The sequence below is a fragment of the Paraburkholderia sp. EG287B genome (assembly GCF_040965595.1).
GTDB lineage: Bacteria > Pseudomonadota > Gammaproteobacteria > Burkholderiales > Burkholderiaceae > Paraburkholderia.
This window is the reverse complement of sequence record NZ_JBFRCG010000004.1, coordinates 53,335-76,131: the sequence shown is the minus strand read 5'-3', so window position 1 is coordinate 76,131 and position 22,797 is coordinate 53,335. Positions and strand designations below refer to the sequence as shown.

At 64.2% G+C, this 22,797-nt stretch carries 23 protein-coding genes and 1 pseudogene; 10 read left to right on the top strand and 14 right to left on the bottom strand.

What is annotated here, in order from left to right:
• Nucleotides 1-6: 6 nt before the first annotated feature.
• The 4 genes from AB4Y40_RS07830 to AB4Y40_RS07815 all read right to left on the bottom strand — a co-directional run bounded on the left by AB4Y40_RS07830 (nt 7) and on the right by AB4Y40_RS07815 (nt 2,768).
• Nucleotides 7-393, bottom strand: a complete 387-nt coding sequence (locus tag AB4Y40_RS07830) for an MAPEG family protein (protein ID WP_368687185.1) — start codon at nt 391-393, stop codon at nt 7-9.
• A gap of 48 nt (nt 394-441) precedes the next feature.
• The gene (locus AB4Y40_RS07825) at nt 442-1,725 is read right to left on the bottom strand and encodes a diguanylate cyclase (RefSeq protein ID WP_368687184.1); all 1,284 of its coding nucleotides are present in this window, start codon (nt 1,723-1,725) and stop codon (nt 442-444) included.
• Between the two features lie 213 nt (nt 1,726-1,938).
• Entirely contained in the window at nt 1,939-2,325 is a 387-nt protein-coding gene (locus tag AB4Y40_RS07820) for a hypothetical protein (protein ID WP_368687183.1), read from the bottom strand.
• Nucleotides 2,326-2,345: 20 nt separating this feature from the next.
• The gene (locus AB4Y40_RS07815; protein ID WP_368687182.1) at nt 2,346-2,768 is read right to left on the bottom strand and encodes a universal stress protein; all 423 of its coding nucleotides are present in this window, start codon (nt 2,766-2,768) and stop codon (nt 2,346-2,348) included.
• A 210-nt stretch (nt 2,769-2,978) separates the two neighbouring features.
• Here AB4Y40_RS07815 and AB4Y40_RS07810 point away from each other — a divergent pair, with 210 nt between their 5' ends.
• The 4 genes from AB4Y40_RS07810 (at nt 2,979) to AB4Y40_RS07795 (ending at nt 5,148) form a co-directional block, all read left to right on the top strand.
• Nucleotides 2,979-3,299, top strand: coding sequence for a hypothetical protein (locus AB4Y40_RS07810; RefSeq protein WP_368687181.1), 321 nt, complete (start codon nt 2,979-2,981; stop codon nt 3,297-3,299).
• A 135-nt stretch (nt 3,300-3,434) separates the two neighbouring features.
• Nucleotides 3,435-3,731 carry a hypothetical protein gene (locus tag AB4Y40_RS07805; protein WP_368687180.1) on the top strand — a complete coding sequence of 99 codons (297 nt, stop codon included), beginning with the start codon at nt 3,435-3,437 and terminating at the stop codon, nt 3,729-3,731.
• A 1-nt stretch (nt 3,732) separates the two neighbouring features.
• Nucleotides 3,733-4,611 carry a 4-hydroxy-tetrahydrodipicolinate synthase gene (locus AB4Y40_RS07800; RefSeq protein WP_368687179.1) on the top strand — a complete coding sequence of 293 codons (879 nt, stop codon included), beginning with the start codon at nt 3,733-3,735 and terminating at the stop codon, nt 4,609-4,611.
• 102 nt (nt 4,612-4,713) lie between these two features.
• Entirely contained in the window at nt 4,714-5,148 is a 435-nt protein-coding gene (locus tag AB4Y40_RS07795; RefSeq protein WP_069262357.1) for a phosphate-starvation-inducible protein PsiE, read from the top strand.
• A gap of 38 nt (nt 5,149-5,186) precedes the next feature.
• Here AB4Y40_RS07795 and AB4Y40_RS07790 read toward each other — a convergent pair whose 3' ends face one another.
• Nucleotides 5,187-5,621: an IclR family transcriptional regulator gene (locus AB4Y40_RS07790; protein WP_368687178.1), complete on the bottom strand. Its 435-nt coding sequence runs from the start codon at nt 5,619-5,621 to the stop codon at nt 5,187-5,189.
• Between AB4Y40_RS07790 and AB4Y40_RS07785 the strand changes: the two are divergent.
• Nucleotides 5,574-5,865 (top strand): annotated as a pseudogene (locus AB4Y40_RS07785) (iron-containing alcohol dehydrogenase); the annotation flags it as partial. The gene AB4Y40_RS07790 and the pseudogene AB4Y40_RS07785 sit on opposite strands and share 48 nt — an antisense overlap.
• Nucleotides 5,866-6,088: 223 nt before the next feature.
• Here the strand turns inward: AB4Y40_RS07785 and AB4Y40_RS07780 are convergent.
• Nucleotides 6,089-7,003 carry a LysR family transcriptional regulator gene (locus AB4Y40_RS07780; RefSeq protein WP_368687177.1) on the bottom strand — a complete coding sequence of 305 codons (915 nt, stop codon included), beginning with the start codon at nt 7,001-7,003 and terminating at the stop codon, nt 6,089-6,091.
• Nucleotides 7,004-7,120: 117 nt separating this feature from the next.
• Between AB4Y40_RS07780 and AB4Y40_RS07775 the strand changes: the two genes are divergently transcribed.
• Nucleotides 7,121-7,873, top strand: a complete 753-nt coding sequence (locus AB4Y40_RS07775; RefSeq protein WP_368687176.1) for an SDR family oxidoreductase — start codon at nt 7,121-7,123, stop codon at nt 7,871-7,873.
• A gap of 41 nt (nt 7,874-7,914) precedes the next feature.
• Nucleotides 7,915-8,820: an SDR family NAD(P)-dependent oxidoreductase gene (locus AB4Y40_RS07770; protein WP_368687175.1), complete on the top strand. Its 906-nt coding sequence runs from the start codon at nt 7,915-7,917 to the stop codon at nt 8,818-8,820.
• 22 nt (nt 8,821-8,842) lie between these two features.
• Here AB4Y40_RS07770 and AB4Y40_RS07765 read toward each other — a convergent pair whose 3' ends face one another.
• The 4 genes from AB4Y40_RS07765 to AB4Y40_RS07750 form a co-directional block, all read right to left on the bottom strand.
• Nucleotides 8,843-11,590, bottom strand: a complete 2,748-nt coding sequence (locus tag AB4Y40_RS07765) for an EAL domain-containing protein (RefSeq protein ID WP_368687174.1) — start codon at nt 11,588-11,590, stop codon at nt 8,843-8,845.
• An 8-nt stretch (nt 11,591-11,598) separates the two neighbouring features.
• Nucleotides 11,599-12,381 carry a substrate-binding periplasmic protein gene (locus AB4Y40_RS07760; RefSeq protein ID WP_368687173.1) on the bottom strand — a complete coding sequence of 261 codons (783 nt, stop codon included), beginning with the start codon at nt 12,379-12,381 and terminating at the stop codon, nt 11,599-11,601.
• A 57-nt stretch (nt 12,382-12,438) separates the two neighbouring features.
• Complete coding sequence (locus AB4Y40_RS07755) at nt 12,439-12,603, bottom strand: hypothetical protein (RefSeq protein ID WP_368687172.1); 165 nt, start codon at nt 12,601-12,603, stop codon at nt 12,439-12,441.
• 84 nt (nt 12,604-12,687) lie between these two features.
• Nucleotides 12,688-14,040, bottom strand: a complete 1,353-nt coding sequence (locus tag AB4Y40_RS07750) for an MFS transporter (protein WP_368687171.1) — start codon at nt 14,038-14,040, stop codon at nt 12,688-12,690.
• Nucleotides 14,041-14,363: 323 nt separating this feature from the next.
• Here AB4Y40_RS07750 and AB4Y40_RS07745 point away from each other — a divergent pair, with 323 nt between their 5' ends.
• From AB4Y40_RS07745 to AB4Y40_RS07735, 3 genes are read left to right on the top strand one after another with little or no spacing between them, the layout of a single operon-like run.
• Entirely contained in the window at nt 14,364-16,148 is a 1,785-nt protein-coding gene (locus AB4Y40_RS07745; protein ID WP_368687473.1) for an IlvD/Edd family dehydratase, read from the top strand.
• Between the two features lie 24 nt (nt 16,149-16,172).
• Nucleotides 16,173-17,351 (top strand): fumarylacetoacetate hydrolase family protein, encoded by a 1,179-nt coding sequence (locus tag AB4Y40_RS07740; protein ID WP_368687170.1) that lies wholly within the window; start codon nt 16,173-16,175, stop codon nt 17,349-17,351.
• Between the two features lie 23 nt (nt 17,352-17,374).
• Nucleotides 17,375-18,817 (top strand): aldehyde dehydrogenase family protein, encoded by a 1,443-nt coding sequence (locus tag AB4Y40_RS07735; RefSeq protein ID WP_368687169.1) that lies wholly within the window; start codon nt 17,375-17,377, stop codon nt 18,815-18,817.
• Nucleotides 18,818-18,860: 43 nt separating this feature from the next.
• On the opposite strand, the gene AB4Y40_RS07730 is transcribed toward AB4Y40_RS07735, so the two are convergent.
• The 4 genes from AB4Y40_RS07730 to AB4Y40_RS07715 form a co-directional block, all read right to left on the bottom strand.
• Complete coding sequence (locus AB4Y40_RS07730; protein WP_368687168.1) at nt 18,861-19,556, bottom strand: phosphatase PAP2 family protein; 696 nt, start codon at nt 19,554-19,556, stop codon at nt 18,861-18,863.
• 335 nt (nt 19,557-19,891) lie between these two features.
• On the bottom strand, nt 19,892-21,007 hold the full coding sequence (locus AB4Y40_RS07725) for a succinylglutamate desuccinylase/aspartoacylase family protein (protein WP_368687167.1): 1,116 nt from the start codon (nt 21,005-21,007) through the stop codon (nt 19,892-19,894).
• Between the two features lie 97 nt (nt 21,008-21,104).
• Nucleotides 21,105-21,881 carry an ABC transporter substrate-binding protein gene (locus AB4Y40_RS07720; protein ID WP_368687166.1) on the bottom strand — a complete coding sequence of 259 codons (777 nt, stop codon included), beginning with the start codon at nt 21,879-21,881 and terminating at the stop codon, nt 21,105-21,107.
• A 365-nt stretch (nt 21,882-22,246) separates the two neighbouring features.
• Nucleotides 22,247-22,543: a hypothetical protein gene (locus AB4Y40_RS07715; RefSeq protein WP_368687165.1), complete on the bottom strand. Its 297-nt coding sequence runs from the start codon at nt 22,541-22,543 to the stop codon at nt 22,247-22,249.
• Nucleotides 22,544-22,797 lie beyond the last annotated feature (254 nt).

Here is a 22,797-nt window from a genome sequence, read left to right as displayed (position 1 = left end):
CTCGAGTCAACGCAGCAATGCGAGACTCAGCGCGATACCGGCCGCGTAAGTGCCGAGCGCGCCGAGAAATCGGGCGGGATTGGGTTTCGCCATCGAGGGAAACGCGATCAGCCCGACGACGAGCAGGCACCGGCAGGCGGTCGCGGCCACGATCAGCGCGAGCGTGACCGGCGAGGGCGAGCGTGTGCCCAGATAGAGAAACAGCACGGCCAGGAAGGGCACATATTCGGCGGTGTTCGCATGCGCGCGCACGACCTTGTGCAGCAGGCTGGCCGGGTCCGTCGCGCATCCCGAGAGCGTGCCTTCGCGAAAGCGAAGCATGGAAATGGACAGGCCGAGGCCAAACAGCAGGAGACCCAGCACGGCCACGCAGGCCAGCACAATTCTGTCCATTTGAAGCTCCCTGGCGAAAGCAGGCGATGCGATTGCTTGTGGTGCGCGCTAGCCGACTTCCACGCGGTTGCGTCCGCTGTCCTTGGCCCGATAGAGCGCCACGTCCGCGCGTTTGACGATCGCACCGAAGTCATCCTCGCCCGGCAGGCGTTCCGTCACGCCAATGCTCACCGTAAACGGCACAGGCTTGCCCAGCCGCCATTTGTGCTCGAAGTCCTGCTGCTCGATGGTCTGGCGCAGCTCCTCGGCCACGGCCGTTGCCTGCTCGATATCGAACTCGGGCAGGGCGGCGACGAATTCTTCGCCGCCCCAGCGGGCGAACACGCCAATGCGCCTGTCACTGTTCATCACGACCTTGGCCAGCACGCGCAGCACTTCGTCGCCGATGTCGTGCCCGTAGCTGTCGTTGATCTTCTTGAAGTAATCGATATCGAGAATAAAGACGGAGAGCGTTTTGTCCGCTTCCAGAAGCTGCTCGACGGTATCGGCAAATTCGCGGCGGTTCGGCAGGCCGGTCAGCTCGTCGGTCACGGCCTGTTTCTGGAGCAGGTCCATCAATTGCACGCGGTCGGCGATATCGCGAATCACCGCGGTGAATTCGATCAGCCCGCCCACGTTGATTTTCGAAATCGCGATTTCGACGGGCAACAGCGACCCATCCCGATGCAATCCATACACGCGGTTGCGCTCGTCCATCTGCCGCGAGCGCACCGGCGAGCGCGCGAACTGGTGGACATATTGCGAATGATTGCCGCGGAAGCGCTCGGGCAGAAGGTCCGTGATCGGTTGGCCGAGCATTTCCTCGGCGGAGTACCCGAACAGGTTTTCGGCGGCGCGATTGAACAGCGTGATGCAATGCTGCTGGTCGATCGTGATGATGGCGTCGTAGGCTGCGTCCACGACCGAACGAAAGCGCGACGTACTGACTTCCAGTTCGTGCGTCAGCAACATTTTCGTAGTGATTTCAAGGCCTGTGACCATGATTTCGAGCACGGAGACGCCGCTTTCGGCGTGGCGTATCGGCTTCAACGACAGGCGCCACCAGTGCGTTCCGTCCCTCAGGTCATAGGCTTGCTCGAGTTCCCGGGCGACGCCGGATTCGAAGCACTGGGTCAGTTTCTTGCGGAATTCGGTTCGGGCGTAGTTGGGAATGAGCGAATCGAACGGTGCCGGGAACGACTTGATCGCGCTACGCCTGCCGCCCGTCATTCGCATGAAATGATCGTTGCAGGCCGAAACCACGAACTGGCCCCGCTCGTCGCGGCCGATCATCGCCACGCTCGCCGCGATCTCGTCGACGAAATCGCGCATCATGTTCGACCAGTCGGCCATCGAGCCTCCTTTGCCCGGTTGCCCAATACACTGACGATATAGTAGTCCGCATTGCGCGGCGCGGCAGCGTAATGTGCCCAACGGACGTTTTCGAACATGCGGGTTCGCGCGCGTCCGGGCAGACCCAATCTGGCTCGACTTACCCGTGCGCGACGCCGCGACAGCACGCTGCGACGAGGCACGCATTGCCGCGATCACGCAGGGTTTCGACGCCTAGCGCGCCGCGACGATGCCTCCGTGCAGTTCCACATGCAGCACGACGAGCCACCGCAAAGGGCAGGCGCTCGCTACGCGCACGGCACGGCCGGGGCGAATCGCGGCCGGCTGCACGAAGCCCCACTCTCTCGCGCGCGACCACGCATGACGCGCATCGGAGCGTATCCACACGGCAAGCAGCGTGCAGCACATGAAGCAGAAGAATGCCGTGAGTCCCAGTGCAAAATCGGGGTGATTCGAATACGCGAAGAATGCGAACGCTGAAGTCAGTATGGGACTGATCAGCAGAATCAACGCGCACACGCGCAGCAATGCGCGTCTTTGCGGACTGATGGCGCGTGCGGCATTCAATGTGCGCCGAAGCGGCGAAGAGAGGTTGCGCATGCGAGCGGACCGAGACGCCGTCAATGCAACAAGGTCACGGGCACGCTGCAAAGCCGCCTGAGCCTTGCGAGCATCATCCATTTGCGCAGAAAGCCGAGATGGCTTGCGTCCACGAGAACGATATCCGCGCCGCCGCATTCCACGCACGCGGCAATGCTGCGTTCCGCGGGGCCAGGCGCGTGGCGCAGGCGGTACGGCACGCCTGCGTCCTTGAGAATCGCGCAGGTGGCGTCGAGCATGTCGCGGCCGTGCCGTTGTCTGCGCTTGCGGGCGCCGTCGCTCGCCTCGGCTTGCTGCATCGTCTCAACGATCTCGACTTCCACCATGCCGCGTTCGGCGAAAAGAAACGCGCTGTGGCGTGCGGCTTCGGCTGCGCCGTGCCGGTCAATGACGGGAATGAGGAGTTTCAACACGAATTGGCCCGAGAGATTGCGGATCAGCATGATCGTAGCGAACGGCGCGTAAACAAGCCGTAAAAGATTGCCCGCCGGCGTGTAAATACGGTGCTTCTTTACGGCATTTTTTCTTGTGCGCGGAAGAACGCCACGCCTACACTGGCGCGTCGAATCCGCCCGTGTCATTGCCATGTTTTGCCTCCCGCCGTTCAATCCTGTGTTTCTCCGCTAATCATGCCGATGCGTTTTAGAGGCTGGTTGAAGCTCGCGCTTCTCACGTTTTCCGTGGACCAGATACTGACTGCCGTGTTCGGCTACGTTACCCAGCAAATCGATCCGGGCATCTCGGACTTCGAGACAGTGATCTTTAGCTGCATTACGTGCCTGCTCGTCAGCAACTGGCTGGTGACCGACGCGCGCGCCGCGTGGGCCACGGCAAAGAAGCAGGGATTCATCGGGCCGGCGCGAACCGAAGGGAGTGCGCACGAAGCGCAACTCCAGATTGCCAACGCGTGCCCGCGACGCTGGCTCGTCGTGCTGCATCTCGAGTTGAATCCGCAGCTCGCACAAGGCATGTGAAATTTAGACACGACGCACCGCTATTTTTAACACCGGTTTTACGCGTTCGGGAATACGCTGAAGTTGTGTTCACAACCTGCGAATAGCAATTCAAATCTCATGGCTTGCGCAAATCCCATCCCCCGTTACGAGATCGTGGCGCCGACTCCGCGCCCGCTTGCGAAGGTCGTTCCGTTGCGGGCCCCGCGTGCCTGGCTCGAAGTCATGCTGAACGCGAATACCGAAGAAGCCGCGCGGGCGCATCTCGCGGCGCTGCTGCATTCGCCGCTCGGCGTCTATGTCGCGCAAACTGCGTTCGTGCGCGGCGCCATGCGCGTGCTACTCGATATCGCGCCCGAAGACATCGACTTCACGATGCATACGCTGATAGTCAGCGTGCCGGAAGCCACGATCGGCGCATTGCGCCCGCGCACCGGCAACAAGGGGGCCTGATATGTTCGAGGGAATCTGGTTGCCCATTGTGACGCCGCTGCGCGATGGCGAAGTGGATGTCGATGCGTTGGAACTGCTGACTGACAAATACGCGAGTGACGGCGTTGCCGGCATCGTCGCGCTCAGCACGACCGGCGAGGCGGCGCTCCTGAACGACGTGGAGCGCGTGACCGTGCTGCAGGCCATAACCGAGGTCGCAGCGGGGCGCGTGCCCGTGATCGCGGGCCTGGGCGGCAGCGATACGCGTGCGTTCGTGCACGATCTGCGCACGCTGGAACGGTGGGACGTGGCGGGCTTTCTCGTTCCCGCACCGTCGTATGTCTGCCCGGACCAGGCGGGGCTCGCATGGCACTTTGGGCAGATCGCGCGTGCCACGTCGAAGCCGTTGGTGCTTTACGATGTGCCGCATCGCACGGGCGTGCCGATCGAAGTCGAAACGGTGCGCGAACTGGCGGAATTCGACAATATCGTGGCCATCAAGGCTTGCGCAAGCGAGCGCTTCAAGGCGCTGGGGCAACTGCCCATCTCGCTGCTTTGCGGGACGGACGAAGCGTTTCTGGAGTGCGTCGAGGCGGGCGCCGCGGGCGGCATACTCGCCAGTGCGCACGTTTGCCCGGACCTGCTGCGCGATGTGCACGCGCTCGCGAAGGCGGGCTACGGCGAGGCGGCGGCGCGGCTGTTCGCGCGCTTCAAGGGCGTGCTGCGCCTGTTGTTCGCCGCGCCGAACCCGAGTGCGATCAAGGCCATGCTGGCGCTCGACGGCACCCTGTCGCACGAAACGCGCATGCCGATCCGGCCGGCTTCGCCCGCGCTCGTCACGCAACTCGAATTCGCCCGCGCCGTGCTCGACGACCTGCGCGCCGCCGCGCCGTCGCCCTGATTTCGCTGCGCACTCGCGCCCGCGCGGATTTTTTTTCGCGTTTTCGAACTTTCATCTTGTCGCGCTACTATCCCCCTACCGTGTCATGGGGAAACCGCGAAGATGAAGTACGAGAACGCCTTGCAGCGAGCGATCAAGGAGCGCCTCGAGCGCGCCATGGAGCTGGCCGAACTATTCGGTCTGTTGATCATCGGCATTGGCACCGTGGCCGCCATGGGCGCGCTGATTTGGCATATGGTGCATTCGGACGGCGTGACGCTGACCGACCTGCTGCTGATGTTTCTCTACCTCGAGATCTTCGCCATGGTCGGGCAGTATCTCAAGGCGGGTCAGCTGCCGGTGCGCTTCCCGCTCTATATCGCCATGGTGTCGATCGCGCGGGACCTCATCCTGCGCGCCGGCGCGAACACGGAGCTGCATTTGCTGGCTTCCGCCGGGGCGATCGTGCTGATCGCGCTGGGCGTGCTGATCATCCGCTTCGGGCAGGCGAAATATCCCAGCAACACCGATGAGCGGCGCGTGGAAGAGGCGAAGTAGGCCAGACCGGCTGCTGTTGCGCGGCTGCCGTTGCTGCCTTAGCGCACGCAAACCGGCCCAAGCCGCGCCGCGATGGTGCGGCACGCGGCGAGCAGGGGTTCGATGTAGCTGCGCTGCGCGTCATCCTGGCGGCGGAACATCGGCATGCTGACGCTCACGCAGCCCACTGCATGGCCATCGGCGCCGAGAATCGCCGCGCCGTAACACCAGATCGACTGTTCGTTTTCTTCGCGATCTTCCGCGTAGCCGCGTTGCGCCGTGAGTTCGATCTCGTCGCGGATCGCGCCGAGGTCGGTCATCGTATGCTCCGTGAAGCGCGCGCGCGGCGCCTGCGCGAGCAAAGGCTCGCGCTCGGCCGGCGTGAGCGTCGCGAGCCAGGCTTTGCCGACCGAAGTCGAGGTGAGCGCCACGCGGGTGCCGATGCGCCCGCGGACGGCATTGCGCTGGACGGCTTGTGGCGCGCGTGGCGTCATATCGAGCGCGATGCGTGATGGCGGCGACCGCGTGGCGCGGCTGAACATGATGAGCGCATCGATGCAGGGTGCGCTGGCGTTCCAGAAGGGCCTGGGTTGCGTGCACAGCCTGAGCCATTCGCTGGGCGGCATCAACCCGCGTTTGCATCATGGCACGCCGAACGCGATTTTCCTGCCGGCTGTGCTGCGGTTCAACGAACAAGCGCCTTCGGTGCGCGAGGAAGACAAGCTCGCCCGTCTCGCGCGAGCGCCGGTTCATGACGATCTGGACGACGAGCGCAACGCCGCCAAGCGCGATGAACGCCCCGACAATCGGCACCGCGCCGTAGCCGAGACCGGCCGAGAGTGCCGCGCTGCCTGCTGCGGCGCCCAGCGCGTTGCCGTGGCCTGGAGACCAAAGTGTTTTGATTTCGAGTCAAGAATGAAGGGCGCTTAGCCCGAAGCGCCCGCGTGCGCGGAGTCAGGCGTTATCGCGGCTTCAAAACCGTCGTCATATATTCGCTTGCGAATTCGATGAATGCCTGCACGCGCAGCGGCAGCCGCCTTTGCACGGGATAGACGATTTGCGCGGCGAGCGGTTTCGCCTGCCATTTCGGCAGGACGCGCACGAGGCGGCCCGAGATCAGATCCTCCTCGATCAGCCATTCCGGCAACACGGCCACGCCCAGCCCCATGCGCGCGGCCTCGCGCATGCTCGTCACGCCTTCCGAGATCATCACGGGCTCGATCTGCAACGTATGCGTCGTTGCGCCCGCATACAGCGTGACATCCCTCGAACCGCCGAATTGCCGGCTCGACAGTGCGATCCACGGTAAGACCTGGAGACTTTCCGGCTTGCTGGCGAACTTGTGATCCTTGAGGAACGCTGGCGAGGCAACCGGATAGCGGTGGATCTCGCCCAGCGAGCGCGCCACGACGCGATCGTCAGTGAGCGCCCCGGCGACGATACCCGCGTCGCAGCCCTCTTCGATCATGTGGAGCGGGCGGTTCGAATAGGCCAGCTCCATTCGCACAGCCGGGTGGGCCTGGATAAAGCTGCTGATCATCCGGCTCACCACGGACTGGCCGAAGTCGATTGTGGAAAACACACGGATATTGCCGCTCAGCGCGCTCTGATCGCGCCGCATGCGCTGGCCGGCCTCCTCGGCGAGCGCGAGCAGTGCCTGGGCGTCGGCCAGGAACTGATGGCCGGTTTCCGTGAGGCTCATGCGGTGCGTGTCGCGCCGCAGCAGCGCCGCGCCGCATTGATCTTCGAGCGAACGCAGCTGGCGGCTCAGCGTGGGCTGGCTCAGGTTCAGCTTGCGCGCCGCCGCGGAGATGCTGCCGCTCTCCACGATGGCAACGAAGGCCTGCAGCAGGCTCAGGTCGTTGAAGATGGTCATACGCGGGAAGCATAACCGATATTCCGGCTATGCGGCTACCGTGGGGCGTCGCCTGGCGGGAAGATGCACCCATCGCATCACGTTGCATCACCCACCCAACCGGAACGGAGAGTCACCATGAGCACGCAAGCCAACCCCAGCAAAGTCGCGATCGTTACCGGCGCTTCCCGCGGTATCGGCGCATCGATCGCCCGTCGCCTCGCGAGCGAAGGCGTCGCAGTCATCGTCAACTACGCCGGCCGCGCGGCGGACGCCAACGCAGTCGTGGAGGAAATCAAGGCCGCGGGCGGTCGCGCCGCGGCAATTCAGGCGGACGTGGCCGTGCCCGCCCAGGTGGCCGCGATGTTCGACCAGGCTATTACGCTCTTCGGCGGCGTGGATATCGTGGTGAACAACGCGGGCATCATGCAGCCGGGCCTCGTCAACCTGGCCGATACCGACGACGCCCTGTTCGACCGGCTCGTCGCGATCAACCTCAAGGGCACCTTCAATACGCTGCGCATTGCCGCGAAGAAGCTGCGCCAGGGCGGCCGCATCGTCAACTTCTCGAGCAGCATCCAGGCGCTCGCGCTGCCGGGCTACTCGGTGTACGCCGCCACCAAGGCCGCCGTGGAAGCGATGACCAACATCTTTGCCAAGGAACTGCGCGGCCGCAATATCACCGTGAATGCGATCGCCCCCGGGCCTACCGCAACCGAACTGTTCCTCAAGGACAAGACGCCCGAGCAGATCGAGCGCCTCGCGAAGATGCCGCCGCTCGAGCGGCTCGGCCAGGCGGACGACATCGCGGAAGTGGTGTCGTTCCTCGTCGGCAACGGCGCTGGCTGGATCGACGGTCAAACGATCCGCGTGAACGGCGGCATTGTTTGATGTCCTGATCAAGCGTTTTCATGACGAACGAGGAGCCAATCATGAAGAAGGTCATTGTCGTTACCGGCGCATCCAGCGGTTTCGGCCGCCTCGCCGCCGCAGCACTCGCCAGCGCCGGCCATACCGTCTACGCATCGATGCGTGCGACCGCCGGGCGCAACGCCCCGGTCGTCGCGCAGATGGCCGAATTCTCGCAGCACAACGGCGTGGATCTGCGCACCGTCGAACTCGACGTGCAGTCGCAGGCGTCCGTGGATGCGGGCATCGCCCGCGTGATCGCCGCAAGCGGGCGTATCGATGTGATCGTCCACAACGCGGGCCACATGGCCTTCGGGCCGGCCGAAGCGTTCAGTCCGGAACAGTATGCGCACCTGTACGACATCAACGTGCTAGGCACGCAGCGGGTGAACCGCGCGGTGCTGCCGCACATGCGCGAGCGCCGGGAGGGTCTGGTGGTGTGGGTGTCGAGCAGCAGTTCTGCGGGCGGCACGCCGCCTTATTTCGCGCCGTATTTCGCGGCGAAGGCCGCCATGGATGCGATTGCCGTTCAGTACGCACGCGAGCTTTCGCGCTGGGGCATCGAAACGTCGATCATCGTGCCGGGCGCGTTCACCTCGGGCACGAATCACTTCGCGCATGCGGGCAGCCCGGAAGACAAGGGCGTGGTCGCCGCCTATGAAGCCGGCCCCTATGCCGGGTTCGGCGAGCAGATCCAGAAGGCGTTCGCCGCCATCGTGCCGCCAGAAGCCGACGTCGGTCTTGTGGCCGAGGCGATCGTCGAGGTGGTCGATGCTCCCTTCGGGAAGCGGCCGTTCCGGGTGCACGTGGACCCGACCCAGGACGGCGCGGACGTCGGCTTTGCCGTACTGGACCGCGTGCGGGCGGAGATGCTGCATCGCGTGGGCCTGTCCGACCTGCTCGCGCCGCGCCGGCACGGCGACGCGTGATGCGACGGGCGGCGGGGCGCGCTTACTCCGTGACGCACTCCGACGCCTCGAGTCCGCGCAATGCCGCCTCGAACTCCTCGACAGGAATCGGGCGGCAGAACAGATAGCCCTGATACGCGTAACATCCGGCCGAGGCGAGGAAGGCACGCTGCTCCTCGGTCTCGACCCCTTCGGCGATCACGCCGAGGCCCAGGCTGTGCGCGAGCGCCACGATGGTGCGGGCGATCACGGCGTCGTTCGGATCGACGAGGACATCGCGCACGAAGGAGCGGTCGATCTTCAGTTGAGCGAGCGGCAGGCGCCTCAAATACGAAAGCGACGAATAGCCGATGCCGAAATCGTCGAGCGCGAAGACGATGCCGTTCGCCTTCAGCGCTTCCATTTTCTCGATGATCTCCTGCACGTTGTCGACCAGCACGCTTTCCGTCAACTCGAGCTTGAGCCGGTCCGCTCTCGCGCCGGTCTGTTCGAGGGTGGCCAGCACGCTTTGCACGAAGTCGGGCTGGTGCAGCTGCTGCACGCTGACGTTGACCGCAATGGTCAGGTGTTCGGTGTCGGGCTGCATGGCCCAGCGCGCCAGCTGGGTGCAGGCCGCGCGCAGCACCCAGCTGCCCAGCTCGGCGATGAGCCCGGTTTCCTCGGCCACGGGAATGAAATCGGCCGGGTACACGAGCCCGCGCAGGGGGTGACGCCAGCGCACCAGCGCCTCGACGCCGGTGACCCGGCCGCTGTCGATCTGCATCTGGTAGTGAAGCACGAACTCTTCGTTCTCGATGGCTTCGCGCAGCGCCGCTTCGAGCGCGGCACGCTCCACCACGACCGTCTGCATGTCGGGGTCGAAGAGGCGCACCGCGTTGCGGCCGCGTTCCTTGGACTTGTACATGGCGAGGTCGGCCTGCTTCATGAGGTCGTCTGTCGTCGCCTGGAAGCCCTTGAATACGGTTGCGCCGATGCTCGCCGTGCTGCGGTAGTCGATCTCGTCGAGTCGATAAGGATTCCCGAGCACAGCGAGAATCCGCTCGCCCAGGGCCTCGGCCTGGCGGGCCGCCTCGCAGGGAACGGGATTCAGATTGCCCACCACGACGACGAACTCGTCGCCGCCCACGCGCGCCACGGTGTCGCCCGCGGGTATGCTCGCCGCCAGGCGTTTCGCGACTTCCTGCAGCAGCAGGTCGCCCTTGTCGTGGCCCAGCGTGTCGTTCAGCGTCTTGAAGTGATCCAGATCGATGAACAGCAGGGCGCCACTCGTGCCGTTCCGCGCGCTGTCGGTCAGGGCGTCCTTGAGGTTGTCGAGCAGCAGCGTGCGATTGGGCAGGCCCGTGAGCGCGTCGTAGAAGGCCAGCTCCTTGATGCGCTGGTCGGCGATCTTGCGCTCGGTGATGTCGCGCCCGCTCGTGCGGAAACCGATGAAGTCTCCCTTCGAGTCGGTAATCGGCACCCACGAGGCGCAGAGCCACATGAGCGAGCCGTCCTTACGCACGCAGCGGAATTCCAGATTGTCGCCGCGCGAGCCCAGTTGCGCGCCGCGGAATTCGGGCGCGACGTAGGACGCGTCGCCCGGATAGATCACGGTGCAGGCGAAGTCGCTCATGGCCATGCACTCGTCGACGGTATAGCCGATGTACTGCTCCACCGCCGAGTTGATCCAGCGCGGCTTGCCTTCCGGCGACCACCAGATTTCCCAGTTGACCGTACAGTCCGCGATGGCGCGGAATTTTTCTTCGCTTTCGCGCAGTTCCTTCGTCATCGACGAGGCCATCCGTATCGCGCGGCTGCGGCCCGTCATCATGAGGCGCGTGAGCAGCGCGAGCAGCAGGCTCAGGCCCGTGCCGGTGATCGCGATGAGCGTTGCCGCGTCGCGGCCGAAGCGCGCCTTGAAGCCGTCGCGCGCCATCAGCTTGAGCATCCAGTCGTGTCCGCAGACCACGAGATATTCGGTCGCCGAAAGATCGCTGGGCAGGTGAAGAGCGGAGGCGCCCGACGTTCTGTAGAGCAATGCGTCCGGCGACGATTCCACGCCGTCGTAGATGGAGACCGAGAGGCCGGGCGGTTCCTCGCCGTAAAGGCTGGCGATGACGTCGTGCATGCGAAAGGACGCGTAGACCCAGCCCACCAGCTGCGCCTGGCGTTCCGTGGCGTTTTCCGGCGCGGAGCCGTGTGTGTAGACCGGCATGTACATCACGAAGCCGGGGTCGGCGCCGGGATCGGTATCGACCGAGAGGCGCACCTTGCCGGAAATCGTCGCCATGCCGGTGTCGCGCGCCTGCTCCATGGCGCGCCGGCGCACCGGGTCGGCCCAGGCGTCGAAACCGGGCGCCGCGCGATTGGCGCCGATATACGGCTCGCGCTGAATGATGGGGGCGTAGTTCGCCCGCGGACCGTCGGGCTCGATCGCGTAGCCCGGCAAGCCGCGCTGCTGCATGGCCGTGATATGCGCGGCCTTTTGCGTCTGCGGCACCCACGCTATGATGCCGATGGCCTGGATGCCGGAAAAATTGGCGTCGAGATTGAGCGTATTGACGTACGCGCGGAACGCGTCGCGATCGACCTCGCCGCTGGCGGCAAACAGGCTCTGCACGCCGCGCAGCAACAGCTCGTACGTGCCCATGCGCTGTTCGACGCGGCTCACGACGTCGCCGAGCGAGTAGTCGAACTGCGTGAGCAGTTCGTGGCGAGCCGCTTCCCGCTCGTGGTTCCAGAGCGTCCAGGTCACGCCGAGTGCGGCGGCGAGAACCAGTAGCGGGAGCAGAACGAGGCGCGTCCGGGTCATGGCGGCGTCTAGAAGGGGACCATCGAATCGGCGAGGTCAGGCTTGAAATACTTCGTGAAGATGCGCCGCACCGTGCCGTCGGCGATCATTTCGTTGACGAGGGCGCGCCACTTGTCCCGCTCCTCGGGCGAGAGCGCCTTCTTCGACATGATGAGTCCATGCGGAATGGGTGGATCGTCGAACTCCACGATATTGGTCACGCTCCGAATCTTCGCTTCATCGATGGCGGGATAATCGAACGGCTCGATGATCATTCCCTGAATGCGGCCAAGGATCAGCGCCTGGTAAAGCGGCTCGAGGCCGCCCGCCTGACTCACGCGGTTTTCGGCGGAGAGCGAATCGACCAGCCGGTTGGCCGACTTGCTGTAGCGGAAACTGCGAATCACGCCGAGCTGAAACTTGTCGTTGTGCTCGAAATCGGCCAGTTGATGGATGCCCGAATCCTTGCGAACCAGCAGATAGTACTTGTTGCTGAAGTACCAGGCAAAATCCGCGTATTGATTGCGCTCTTCGTTGGCAATGCCCGAAAGACTGAAATCGAGCGCGCCCGATTCGATCAGTTTCCAGATACGCGCGCGCGACATCAGGCTCACGCGGATCTGGCAGCCGCTGCGCCGCGCGAGGGCGTCGGCGAAGTCCTTGTCGATGCCCGTGTCCGTGTCGACGGAGTAGAGCAGCCCATGATCGTGTAAGGCGAGCGTAAATGAGCGCGAGCAGTCGGGGCCTGCGGCAACCGCGGTGCCGATGCAACCGAGCGCGAGCAGCAGGCCACCAAGGCAGGTTCGAATCACAGCGTCTCCGTTGCTTGTCAATGGCCCGATGGTGGTGCATCGGGCTGAAAACAGTCTTCACGTCTTATCGGCAGCGTGCTGCAATTCTTGAGACAATTCCAATTGTTTTTTTTGCACGTCTTTCGTGCAGGCGCTGGGGTGTTCAGGCGGGACAATTGCCGGTTCGCGCCAGACCGCGGCGGCCAAAAAAAAGCGCCGGCGCAAGGCCGACGCAATTTTCAAAACGGGATCGTGTAAGGAAGGCTCAGCCAGAACGTGGCAGAACGTGGCCCTCGCAACGGACGATTTAGCCGATACGCATGACGCTCAGTTCTCTTCCACGGGATCGCGTTTCAGCATGCTTTTCGGAATCGACAGAATCAGAACGCAGCTCACGAGCAGACACGCGCCCAGCGCATAGGTGCCGTTGTTGATGTCGCCGGTCAGGTCCTTCGCCACGCTGGTGATCATGGAGCCCGTGAAGCCGGACAGGTTGCCGACCGAATTGATGAGCGCAATTCCGGCCGCCGCGGCCGTGCCGGAGAGAATCTGCCCCGGGAACGTCCAGTAAATTGGCATGAGCCCGAGGATCGCGCAGGTGGCGATCGTCAGGAATACGATCGAGAGCGGCACGTTGTGCGCGAACAGTGCGCTCAGAATCAGGCCGATGCCGCCGATACAGGCCGGAATGGCCGCATGCAGCCGGCGCTCGCCCGTCTTGCGCGAGTGCGACGCGTTCCAGATCATGGCGGCCACGGCGCTGAGATAGGGAATCGCGGTCAGCAAGCCGATATTGAACGTGCTCTTCACACCGGAAGCCTTGATGATGGAAGGCAGCCAGAACGCCAGACCATAGAAGCCGGTATTGAAGGTCAGCAGGATGAACGTCAGCAGCCAGACGCGCGGGCTTTTCAGCGCCGCCATGGCGCTATGCGTTTTCTTCGCGCTTTCCTGTTCGAGATTCTTTTGCAGCACGGCCTTTTCGGCGGCGCTCAGCCATTTCGCCGACTGAATGCCGTCGCCCATGCGCAGCAGCACCACGAAGGCGACGAGAATCGAGGGAATGCCTTCGAGCAACAGCATCCACTGCCAGCCGCCCAGCCCGAACAGGCCATGCGTGTTTTCCATCAGCCAGCCCGAGATAATGCCGCCGAGCGTGAGGCTCACCGGAATGGCGATCAGGAACCCCGACATCGCGACGCTCTGGCGACGCGCCGGAAACCAGTAGTTCAGGTAAAGAATGATGCCGGGGAAAAACCCCGCTTCGCAGACGCCGAGCAGAAACCGCAGGATGTAGAACATCGTCGAGGTCTGCACGTGAAAGAAACTCGCGAGCGGCGCGATAAAGGCGAGCGACGAAGACACGATGCCCCACGTCACCATGATGCGCGCGATCCAGAAGCGCGCGCCATAGCGATGCAGGAGCAGGTTGCTCGGCATCTCGAAGAGGAAGTATCCCCAGAAGAAAATGCTTGCGCCCACCGCATAGATACTGTCGCTCAGGCCGAGCGAATCGAGCATCTGCAGTTTGGCAAAGCCGACGTTCACGCGGTCGAGGTAGGCGACGACATAGCACAGAAGCAGAAGCGGCAGGATCCGCTTCAGTACCTTGCGGTACAGCTGTTCTTCGGCTTCGTTGACGGCGGCCGGCGAGTCCGCAATCTGGGTCAGGGTGGGCATGGGATGTGTCTCCTTTCACATGTGCCTTTGAATGGTCCCGCTGCTGGGGAGCGATTCCACGAGCTTCGTGGTGTACTTGCTGGATCTCGGCGCTGGCTGTGAACAGCGCGCTGTTTTGTTATCGGTAACACAGCGGGAGCTAAATTAGCATGAGACGAGGCGCCACGGCAAGTCGGAGACCGGCGCCCAGGTCGGGAAAACGCGTGGTCTCACCTGGTGCACAGGGCGGGCGCAAAGTGCTAATATCCAGAAATGTTACCGATAACAAACGGCGTGGACCTGCCCGCCGCATCGTCGAGACAAGGAACAAGCAAGTGAGTGATATGACCCAGCCCAACGCACGGCGCCTGCGCAGTCAGGAATGGTTCGACGACCCGGCCCATGCGGACATGACCGCGCTCTATGTCGAGCGCTTCATGAACTACGGTCTGACCCGGGAAGAATTGCAATCGGGCCGCCCCATCATCGGCATTGCACAAACGGGGAGCGATCTCGCCCCCTGCAACCGTCACCATATCGAGCTGGCGGCGCGCACGAAGGCGGGCATTCGCGACGCGGGCGGCATCCCGATGGAATTTCCGGTCCATCCGCTCGCCGAGCAGAGCCGCCGGCCCACGGCAGCGCTCGACCGCAATCTGGCCTATCTGGGTCTGGTCGAAATTCTTCACGGTTTCCCGCTCGATGGCGTCGTGCTGACCACGGGCTGCGACAAGACCACGCCCGCTTGCCTGATGGCCGCGGCAACGGTCGATATGCCCGCCATCGTGCTGTCGGGCGGCCCGATGCTCGACGGCTGGCATCACGGCCAGCGTGTCGGTTCGGGCACGGTCATCTGGCATGCGCGCAATCTGCTCGCGGCCGGCGAGATCGACTACGAGGGCTTCATGGAGCTCACGACGGCTTCGTCGCCCTCCATCGGCCACTGCAACACGATGGGCACGGCGCTGTCGATGAACAGCCTCGCCGAAGCGCTGGGCATGTCGCTGCCCGGCTGCGCCAGCATTCCGGCCGCTTACCGCGAGCGCGGCCAGATGGCGTACGCAACGGGCAAGCGCATTGTCGACCTCGTGCGCTACGACATGCGGCCCTCGCGCATCATGACGAAAGAGGCGTTCGAGAATGCCATCGTCGTGGCCTCCGCGCTGGGTGCGTCCACCAACTGCCCGCCGCACCTCATTGCGATCGCGCGGCACATGGGCATCGAGCTGAGCCTCGAAGACTGGCAACGCGTTGGCGAACAGGTGCCGCTCATCGTGAACTGCATGCCGGCAGGCGAGTATCTGGGCGAGAGCTTCCACCGCGCGGGCGGCGTGCCCGGCGTGCTGCGCGAACTCGATCGCGCGGGCCTCGTGCACCGCGAATGCCTCACGGTATCGGGCCGCACCATTGGCGCCATTGCCGACAGCACGCCCGAGCCCGATCGCCAGGTCATCAGGACAACCGATGATCCGCTCAAGCACGGCGCGGGCTTCATGGTGCTCTCGGGCAACTTCTTCGACAGCGCGATCATGAAGATGTCGGTGGTCGGCGACGCCTTCCGGCAAACCTACCTGAGCGAGCCGGGCGCGGAAAATTCCTTCGAGGCGCGCGCAATCGTGTTCGACGGTCCCGAGGACTACCACGCGCGCATCAACGATCCGTCGCTCGAAATCGACCAGCACTGCATTCTCGTGATTCGCGGCACGGGCACGGTGGGCTATCCGGGCAGCGCCGAGGTGGTGAACATGGCGCCGCCGGCGGAACTGGTGCGCCAGGGCATCACGTCGCTGCCCACGTTGGGCGACGGCCGCCAGAGCGGCACCTCGGCGAGCCCGTCGATCCTGAACATGTCGCCCGAGGCGGCGGTGGGCGGCGGCCTCGCGCTGCTGCAAACGGGCGACCGCATTCGCGTGGACCTGAATGCGCGCAGCGTGAACGTGCTGGTCGACGAAGCCGAGCTTGCGCGGCGCCGCGAAACGGCGCACTTCGAGGTTCCGCCGGCACAGACGCCCTGGCAGGAGCTTTACCGCAAGACGGTGGGGCAATTGTCCACGGGCGGATGCCTCGAACCGGCCACGCTCTATCTGAAAGTCATCGCCGAGCGCGGCAACCCGCGCCATTCGCATTAACCCGGACACCCAACTGGACGCACCATGACCTCGAACACCCCCTCAAACTGGCTACCCGGCGATGTCGGGCAGGCGCTGCTCGTTGGCCGCGTGTGGCGCAAGGCAGGCGAACATGAAGGCCCTGCTGTCGTGCTCGTGCGCAACGGCGAAGTCATCGATATCACAGCCAGCGCGCCGACCACTGCGGATCTGTTCGACCGCGAGGACCTCGCGCAATTCGCGCGCACCGTGAGCGGCGAATCGCTCGGCCCGGTGGAAAAACTGATCGAAGCGAATCTGCCCGGCAGCGGCGAGCCCGCGCTGCGCCTGCTCGCGCCCAACGACGTGCAGGCGATCAAGGCTTGCGGCGTGACGTTCGCGGTGAGCCTGATCGAGCGCGTGATCGAGGAGCAGGCGGGCGGCGATCCCGCCAAGGCGCAGGAAGTGCGCGAAACCATCGCGGCCACGATCGGCACCGATCTCTCGAAGATCAAGCCGGGCTCGGAAGAAGCGATGAAGCTCAAGGCGGAACTCGAGCGGCGCGGCGCGTGGTCCCAGTACATGGAAGTGGGTATCGGGCCCGACGCGGAAGTCTTTTCGAAGTCGCAGCCCATGTCGGCGGTGGGCTTCGGCGCAGCTGTCGGCTTGCTGGCCGCTTCGGTCTGGAACAACCCCGAGCCGGAGATCGTGCTGGCCGTGAACAGCCGCGGCGAGATCGTCGGCGCGACGCTCGGCAACGACGTCAACCTGCGCGACATCGAAGGCCGTTCGGCGCTGCTGCTCGGCAAGTGCAAGGACAATAACGCCTCGTGCGCGATCGGCCCGTTCGTGCGTCTGTTCGACGAGTCATTCAGTCTCGACACGGTGCGCAAGACGAGCGTCGCGCTGCGCGTGGAGGGCACGGACGACGACTTCGTGCTGGAAGGCATCAGCCACATGAGCGAAATCAGCCGCGACCCGGCGGACCTCGTGGCGCAGACGTGGGGCCCGCATCACCAGTATCCCGACGGCTTCATGCTGTTTCTCGGCACCATGTTCTCGCCGATCAAGGATCGCGACACGCAAGGCGGCGGCTTTACGCATCATCTGGGCGACAAGGTCACCATCTCCGCGCCGGAACTCGGCGCGCTGATCAACACCGTGCAACTGAGCACGGCACTCGCGCCGTGGACCTTCGGCGTGCGCGCGCTCTATCGCAATCTCGCTGCGCGCGGATTGCTGTGAGTCACTGAATCGGGAAACGCGACATGAACCAGTTCGACAATTACATCGGCGGCCAGTGGGTGCGCGGCGCCACGGCCTCCACCAACATCAATCCCTCCAATCTCGACGACGCGATCGGCGAGTTCGCGCAGGCAGACGACGCGCAGACGCGCGACGCCATCGCCGCCGCGCGCAAGGCCTTTGCGCAGTGGTCGCTGTCCACGCCGCAGCAACGCTTCGATTTGCTCGACCAGGTGGGCAGCGTGATTCTCGCGCGCAAGGCCGAGCTGGGCCGCCTGCTCGCGCGCGAGGAGGGCAAGACGCTGCCCGAGGCCATCGGCGAAGTGGGCCGCGCCGCGCAAATCTTCAAGTTCTTTGCCGGCGAGGCGCTGCGCCTGGGCGGCGAGATCGTGCCTTCGGTGCGCCCCGGCATGACCGTCGAAGTGACGCGCGAGCCGATCGGCGTGATCGGGCTCATTACGCCCTGGAACTTTCCGATCGCCATTCCCGCCTGGAAGATCGCGCCCGCGCTGGCCTATGGCAACACGGTCGTCATCAAGCCCGCCGACCTCGTGCCGGCCAGCACGTGGGAACTCGTGAAGATCATTGCGGAAGCGGGCGCGCCTGCCGGCGTGATCAACCTCGTGATGGGGCGCGGCTCGGTGGTGGGCGAGGCGATCGTCAGCTCGCCCGATGTCGATGCCGTGAGTTTCACCGGCTCGGTCCCGACGGGCCGCGCGATCGGCGCGAAGTGCTTTGCAACGGGCAAGAAGTTCCAGCTGGAAATGGGCGGCAAGAATCCCATGGTCGTGCTCGACGACGCCAATCTCGACGTCGCCGTGGAAGCCTGCATCAACGGCGCATTCTTCTCGACGGGGCAGCGCTGCACGGCGTCGAGCCGCCTCATCGTGACCGAAGGCATTCACGACCGTTTCATCGAAGCGATGAAGGCGCGCATGAAAACGCTGAAGACGGGCGACGCGCTGGCGGACGGCACGCATATCGGGCCGGTGGTGGACGACAAGCAGCTTCAGCAGGACGAGCGCTACATTGCTATCGCGCGTGAAGAGGGCGGCGAGGTGTACGGCGGCGAGCGCGTGGAAGGCGCCACGCGCGGCTATTTCCTCGCCCCCGCGCTAGTCACCGGTACGACCGCGCCAATGCGCATCAACCGCGAAGAAGTGTTCGGCCCGGTCGCCTCGGTCATCAAGGTGAAGGACTATCACGAGGCGCTTGCCGTGGCGAACGACACCGAGTTCGGTCTGTCGGCCGGCATCTGCACGACGTCGCTCAGTCATGCCAACCATTTCCGCCGCCAAGTGCAGGCCGGCATGGTCATGGTGAACACCGCAACGGCTGGCGTGGACTATCACGTGCCGTTCGGCGGCCGCAAGGGTTCGAGCTACGGCCCGCGCGAGCAAGGCAGCTATGCCCGCGAGTTCTACACCACGGTCAAGACGGCGTACGTCAATCCGGGCGCAGTGTGAAGCCGCGCGGGCGGCGTACGGAATACGCCGCCCGCGCCGGTTTTCAGATCATCCCGTGCACGACGGAGTGGGCGAGCCGCAGCAGATCGTCGAATTGCGTGACCAGTTCGAAACACACGAGAAACGTGAATGCGGCAGCCGCCCCTGGAAAGCGCACCATCAGGCGCAGTGCGGGCTCGGCGGTCCGCTTCCTGACGGCATCGCGCGTCATCAGCCAGGTAATCACCACGCCGATTGCGCCGCCCGCGATCAGATCCGTGGGGTAGTGATAGCCCAGATACGCACGCGGCAAGCAGATGATCAGTACCACATACGACATCGCCAGCGCGCCGACCACACGCCATACCAGAAAGATCCCCATCGCGATCGCCACCCACAGCATGGCGTGATCGCTCGGAAACGAGCTGAAGTCGGTGAGCCCGGCCGCCCGCAGCGACGACGAGGCGAAATGCAGGTGCAGATCGGGATTGAAGAGCGGCCGTTGCCGGAACGGCAGAAGACGCGCGAGGAGGCGTCCCACGGCGAGCGCGATCAGGCCGCTGGCCACCGTGGCGATCATCATCTCGCGCCGCCACGCGCGCCGCTCGTTGGGCTGGAACCAGATCCACCAGATGAGCGGGATGAGGAAATAACCCTTGAACGTATAGAGCCCCACCATCACCCGGATCGCGTGATTGAGCAGTGGCGGCAGATCGACTTGGGTGAGGGCTCCCAGAATGACGGTATCGAAGCTGTTCATTTATTGTGGGCCATTCCGCTGGTTCTATTTACGAATGAGAAAGGCGGCCGGAAACGGAGGTCTCCGGCCGCCTTGGGGCCCGATGTTCCAGGCGCTGACAATCGTAAGTTTCAACTCAGTGCGCATAGGTAAAGAATCGAAAGCAAGTGTAAATCGCGCTTGCTCCCGCCCTCACTGCGCCGCAACGGCAGGCATCGTCCTGTGCGGTGTGCCTGCCGGCCCGCTGTTACGCCCCGTCACACATCGTTTCGTTTTCAAACGAACTGTGCCGCGTAACGTGTCCGTTATCGGGCACGACCCCACATCGTTTCGGGTGATTTACCCGGTTTCATCGCCTAGTTGGGCAGCAGCGAGCCGCTGCGCAGCGGCGTGGCGCCTGCCACCCACGCGACTTCCATCCCCGCCGTGGCGAAGCGCGTGCGTTGGCGTGCATACAGCATGCCGGTCACGGAACTCGTGATCGTGACGACGCGATCGGTCAGCGGGTCGACCACATCGGCGACCGGCTGGCCCGGTTCGACCCTCACGCCAACCGGTGTGCGGAACACGAGTACGCCGGAGGCCGGCGCGATGAGCGCTTCGGCGCCCGCGAACGGCGTGGCCGGGTATTCGAGCGCCGGCAGCGGCGCGGGCGCGCCCTCGATCACACCGCGATGCGTGAGGTAATTGATGATGGCGTTCGCGTCGCGCTCGGCGAAGTCGTAGCTCACGTCTGCCTGGCCGCGCAACTCGATCGTCACGGAAACCGCGCCGTTGGGAATCGGAAAGCGCTCGCCGTAGCGCTCGCGCAGCGCGGACCAGCAGAAGCTGTGGATCTCGTCGAACGGATTGCCGTCCGAATTGAGCGCGAACAGCGAGGCCTTCGCTTCGAGATAGCGCGCGAGCGGCTCGACATCGGGCCACAGATCGGGGTTCGTGTAGAGATGCAGCGCGCCTTCGAAGTCGCAATGCAGATCGAGCACGACGTCGGCGTCATACGACAGGCGCTGAAGCGCAAGCCGCTGCGAGCCGAGTTCGGTGGTGGGCGCCTGTTCGTCGAGCGCCTCGCGCATCGCAGCGCGCACGACGGCCACGTTCTGCTGTACGTCGGCGCTCAGGCGAGGACCGACACGCGGGAGCACGAGTCCGGCGAGATCGTGGAAGTGGCGGTTGAAGTTGGCCGCGGTGCCGCTTTCGAAGCGGCCGAGCAGCTGACCGAGCAGGCGCTGGTTGAGGCCGATGGGATTGGGCACGGGCACGACGACGACCTCGCCGCGCAGCTTGCCTGCGGCTTCGAGCGCGGCAAGGCGTTGGCGCAGCGCCCAGGCGACCAGCATGCCCGGCAGTTCGTCGGCATGCAGCGACGACTGGATGTAGATCTTCTGTGCGCCGGTGGGGCCGTAGTGGAAGCTCGTGAGGTGCCGCGCGGTGCCGAGCGCCGGCGAAATGAGCGGATGGGTCTGAATCTGCATGATGGCGAGAGGGCGGGGAAAGTTGCAGGCGGCGGAAAGGGCAAAAGGCGCGGGAGTGTCCCGCGCCTTCGTCGCGAATCGTATGCTCCGGTCAGGCTCAGGAACCGTACACGTCGAACGCGAAGTAGCGCGATTCGATCTTCTTGTACGTGCCGTCCTTGAGCATGTCGGCGAGTGCCTTGTCGATCTTCACCTTCAGGTCGGCGTCGTCCTTGCGCAAGCCGATGGCGGCGCCGTTGCCGAGGATGCCGCTGGGATCGCTGAGTTCGCCGTTCGTGAACGCGAAGCCTGCGCCGCGCGGGGTCTTCAGGAAGCTCAGGTCGGCCTGCACGGCGTCTTGCAGCGCGGCGTCGAGGCGGCCCGAGAGCAGGTCCGCATAGACCTGGTCCTGATCCTGGTAAGGCACGATCTTCACACCGTTCGGTGCCCAGTTGGCTTTTGCGTAGGCTTCCTGGGTCGTTCCCTGCTCGACGCCGACCGTCTTGCCCTTCAGCGAATCGGCAGCGGGCTGGAGGCTCGAGCCCTTCTTCGCGACGAGGCGGCTAGGCGTGTGGAAGACCTTCGACGAGAACGCGATCTGCGCTTCGCGCTGCGGCGTCATCGACATCGAGGAGAGCACGGCGTCGAACTTCTTCGCCTTGAGCGCCGGAATCATGCCGTCGAATTCGCTTTCCACCCAGACACACTTCGCGTTGATGCGTTTGCAGATTTCGTTGCCGACGTCGATGTCGAAGCCGACCAGCTTGCCGTCCGTGCTCTTCGATTCGAACGGGGGATAACTGGCGTCCACGCCGAAGCGGACCGTGGTCCAGTCCTTCGCGCAGACGGAGGTGGCGACGGCGAGCATCGCGATGCACAGGGCAAACTTCTTCATTGACGTGGAGTCTCCAGTATGTCTTTCGACGCCGCCATGAGGGATGGCGGCATGGTCAACAGCGGGCTGTCACGTCAGCCGTGTTGTATAGACAAGATAACGGCTCTCACATATTGAGACAACTAGGGTTTTTGCTGGCGGACGGTGTAAACGGGCTGACACGTGCGCGTTGCACACGGGAAGGAAGGGCGGGAGGCAGCGTGGAGTGCGCGTTGTAAGCGTTTATTGGCTAGACAACTTGGAGCGCGCTAACCTGGCCGAACAGGACCGCTTTCGCTGGGAGGGAGCGTGGGACGGGCACTAGCAGGGAGGAATGCGCGCGCATGACGTTGCGCGCGCAACGATCTGGGTGGCGGGCGCGCCGGTCAATCGTCGTCGTCGCCGTGGTGATGTTCCCAGCCGCGATGACGGCCGTGGTCGTGCCAGTGGTGTTCGTCGTCGTGGTCGTAGCGGTAGTAGCCGTAGGCGGGGGCCGGTTCGTAGACCGCAGCGGGCGGTGCTGCATAAACGACGGGCGGCGGTGCTTCGTACACTGGCTCGGGCGCGACATAGACCGGACCGGGAACGCCGAGATAGACACCGATATCGGCATGGGCGGATGCCGCTGTGCTGACACACGTCCCTGCGAGTCCTGCGAGGAGATAAAACGTCAGGCGATTCATGATGATCTCTATTCCAGTCAACGGACGCGGTTGCGATGGAAGCGGATTCTAGTCGCTGAGCTTACGAACGGGATGCGCAGATTTGTCAATCGTGTAACCGCTGGTAAAGCCGCGCGAAAAATGGCGGCCTTAAGGTTCCCATAAGGGAAGCGCGCGGCCCTGAATGGCCATTCGCGTGGGTAAGCCGCTTTAGGGTCATTACACGTTGGTGTCGTTGCCATTACCCTATAGAGGCTGCCCGCGCCCGAGACAGG

What these genes read in the sequence shown, in the direction of transcription:
- AB4Y40_RS07820 (WP_368687183.1), bottom strand. Translation starts at nt 2,325, where the DNA reads ATGCGCAACCTCTCTTCGCCGCTTCGGCGCACATTGAATGCCGCACGC.
- AB4Y40_RS07790 (WP_368687178.1), bottom strand. Translation starts at nt 5,621, where the DNA reads ATGACGCCACGCGCGCCACAAGCCGTCCAGCGCAATGCCGTCCGCGGG.
- AB4Y40_RS07720 (WP_368687166.1), bottom strand. Translation starts at nt 21,881, where the DNA reads ATGAAGAAGTTTGCCCTGTGCATCGCGATGCTCGCCGTCGCCACCTCC.
- AB4Y40_RS07750 (WP_368687171.1), bottom strand. Translation starts at nt 14,040, where the DNA reads ATGCCCACCCTGACCCAGATTGCGGACTCGCCGGCCGCCGTCAACGAA.
- AB4Y40_RS07795 (WP_069262357.1), top strand. Translation starts at nt 4,714, where the DNA reads ATGAAGTACGAGAACGCCTTGCAGCGAGCGATCAAGGAGCGCCTCGAG.
- AB4Y40_RS07715 (WP_368687165.1), bottom strand. Translation starts at nt 22,543, where the DNA reads ATGAATCGCCTGACGTTTTATCTCCTCGCAGGACTCGCAGGGACGTGT.
- AB4Y40_RS07775 (WP_368687176.1), top strand. Translation starts at nt 7,121, where the DNA reads ATGAGCACGCAAGCCAACCCCAGCAAAGTCGCGATCGTTACCGGCGCT.
- AB4Y40_RS07830 (WP_368687185.1), bottom strand. Translation starts at nt 393, where the DNA reads ATGGACAGAATTGTGCTGGCCTGCGTGGCCGTGCTGGGTCTCCTGCTG.
- AB4Y40_RS07815 (WP_368687182.1), bottom strand. Translation starts at nt 2,768, where the DNA reads ATGCTGATCCGCAATCTCTCGGGCCAATTCGTGTTGAAACTCCTCATT.
- AB4Y40_RS07770 (WP_368687175.1), top strand. Translation starts at nt 7,915, where the DNA reads ATGAAGAAGGTCATTGTCGTTACCGGCGCATCCAGCGGTTTCGGCCGC.
- AB4Y40_RS07740 (WP_368687170.1), top strand. Translation starts at nt 16,173, where the DNA reads ATGACCTCGAACACCCCCTCAAACTGGCTACCCGGCGATGTCGGGCAG.
- AB4Y40_RS07730 (WP_368687168.1), bottom strand. Translation starts at nt 19,556, where the DNA reads ATGAACAGCTTCGATACCGTCATTCTGGGAGCCCTCACCCAAGTCGAT.
- AB4Y40_RS07765 (WP_368687174.1), bottom strand. Translation starts at nt 11,590, where the DNA reads ATGACCCGGACGCGCCTCGTTCTGCTCCCGCTACTGGTTCTCGCCGCC.
- AB4Y40_RS07725 (WP_368687167.1), bottom strand. Translation starts at nt 21,007, where the DNA reads ATGCAGATTCAGACCCATCCGCTCATTTCGCCGGCGCTCGGCACCGCG.
- AB4Y40_RS07825 (WP_368687184.1), bottom strand. Translation starts at nt 1,725, where the DNA reads ATGGCCGACTGGTCGAACATGATGCGCGATTTCGTCGACGAGATCGCG.
- AB4Y40_RS07780 (WP_368687177.1), bottom strand. Translation starts at nt 7,003, where the DNA reads ATGACCATCTTCAACGACCTGAGCCTGCTGCAGGCCTTCGTTGCCATC.
- AB4Y40_RS07735 (WP_368687169.1), top strand. Translation starts at nt 17,375, where the DNA reads ATGAACCAGTTCGACAATTACATCGGCGGCCAGTGGGTGCGCGGCGCC.
- AB4Y40_RS07745 (WP_368687473.1), top strand. Translation starts at nt 14,364, where the DNA reads ATGACCCAGCCCAACGCACGGCGCCTGCGCAGTCAGGAATGGTTCGAC.
- AB4Y40_RS07800 (WP_368687179.1), top strand. Translation starts at nt 3,733, where the DNA reads ATGTTCGAGGGAATCTGGTTGCCCATTGTGACGCCGCTGCGCGATGGC.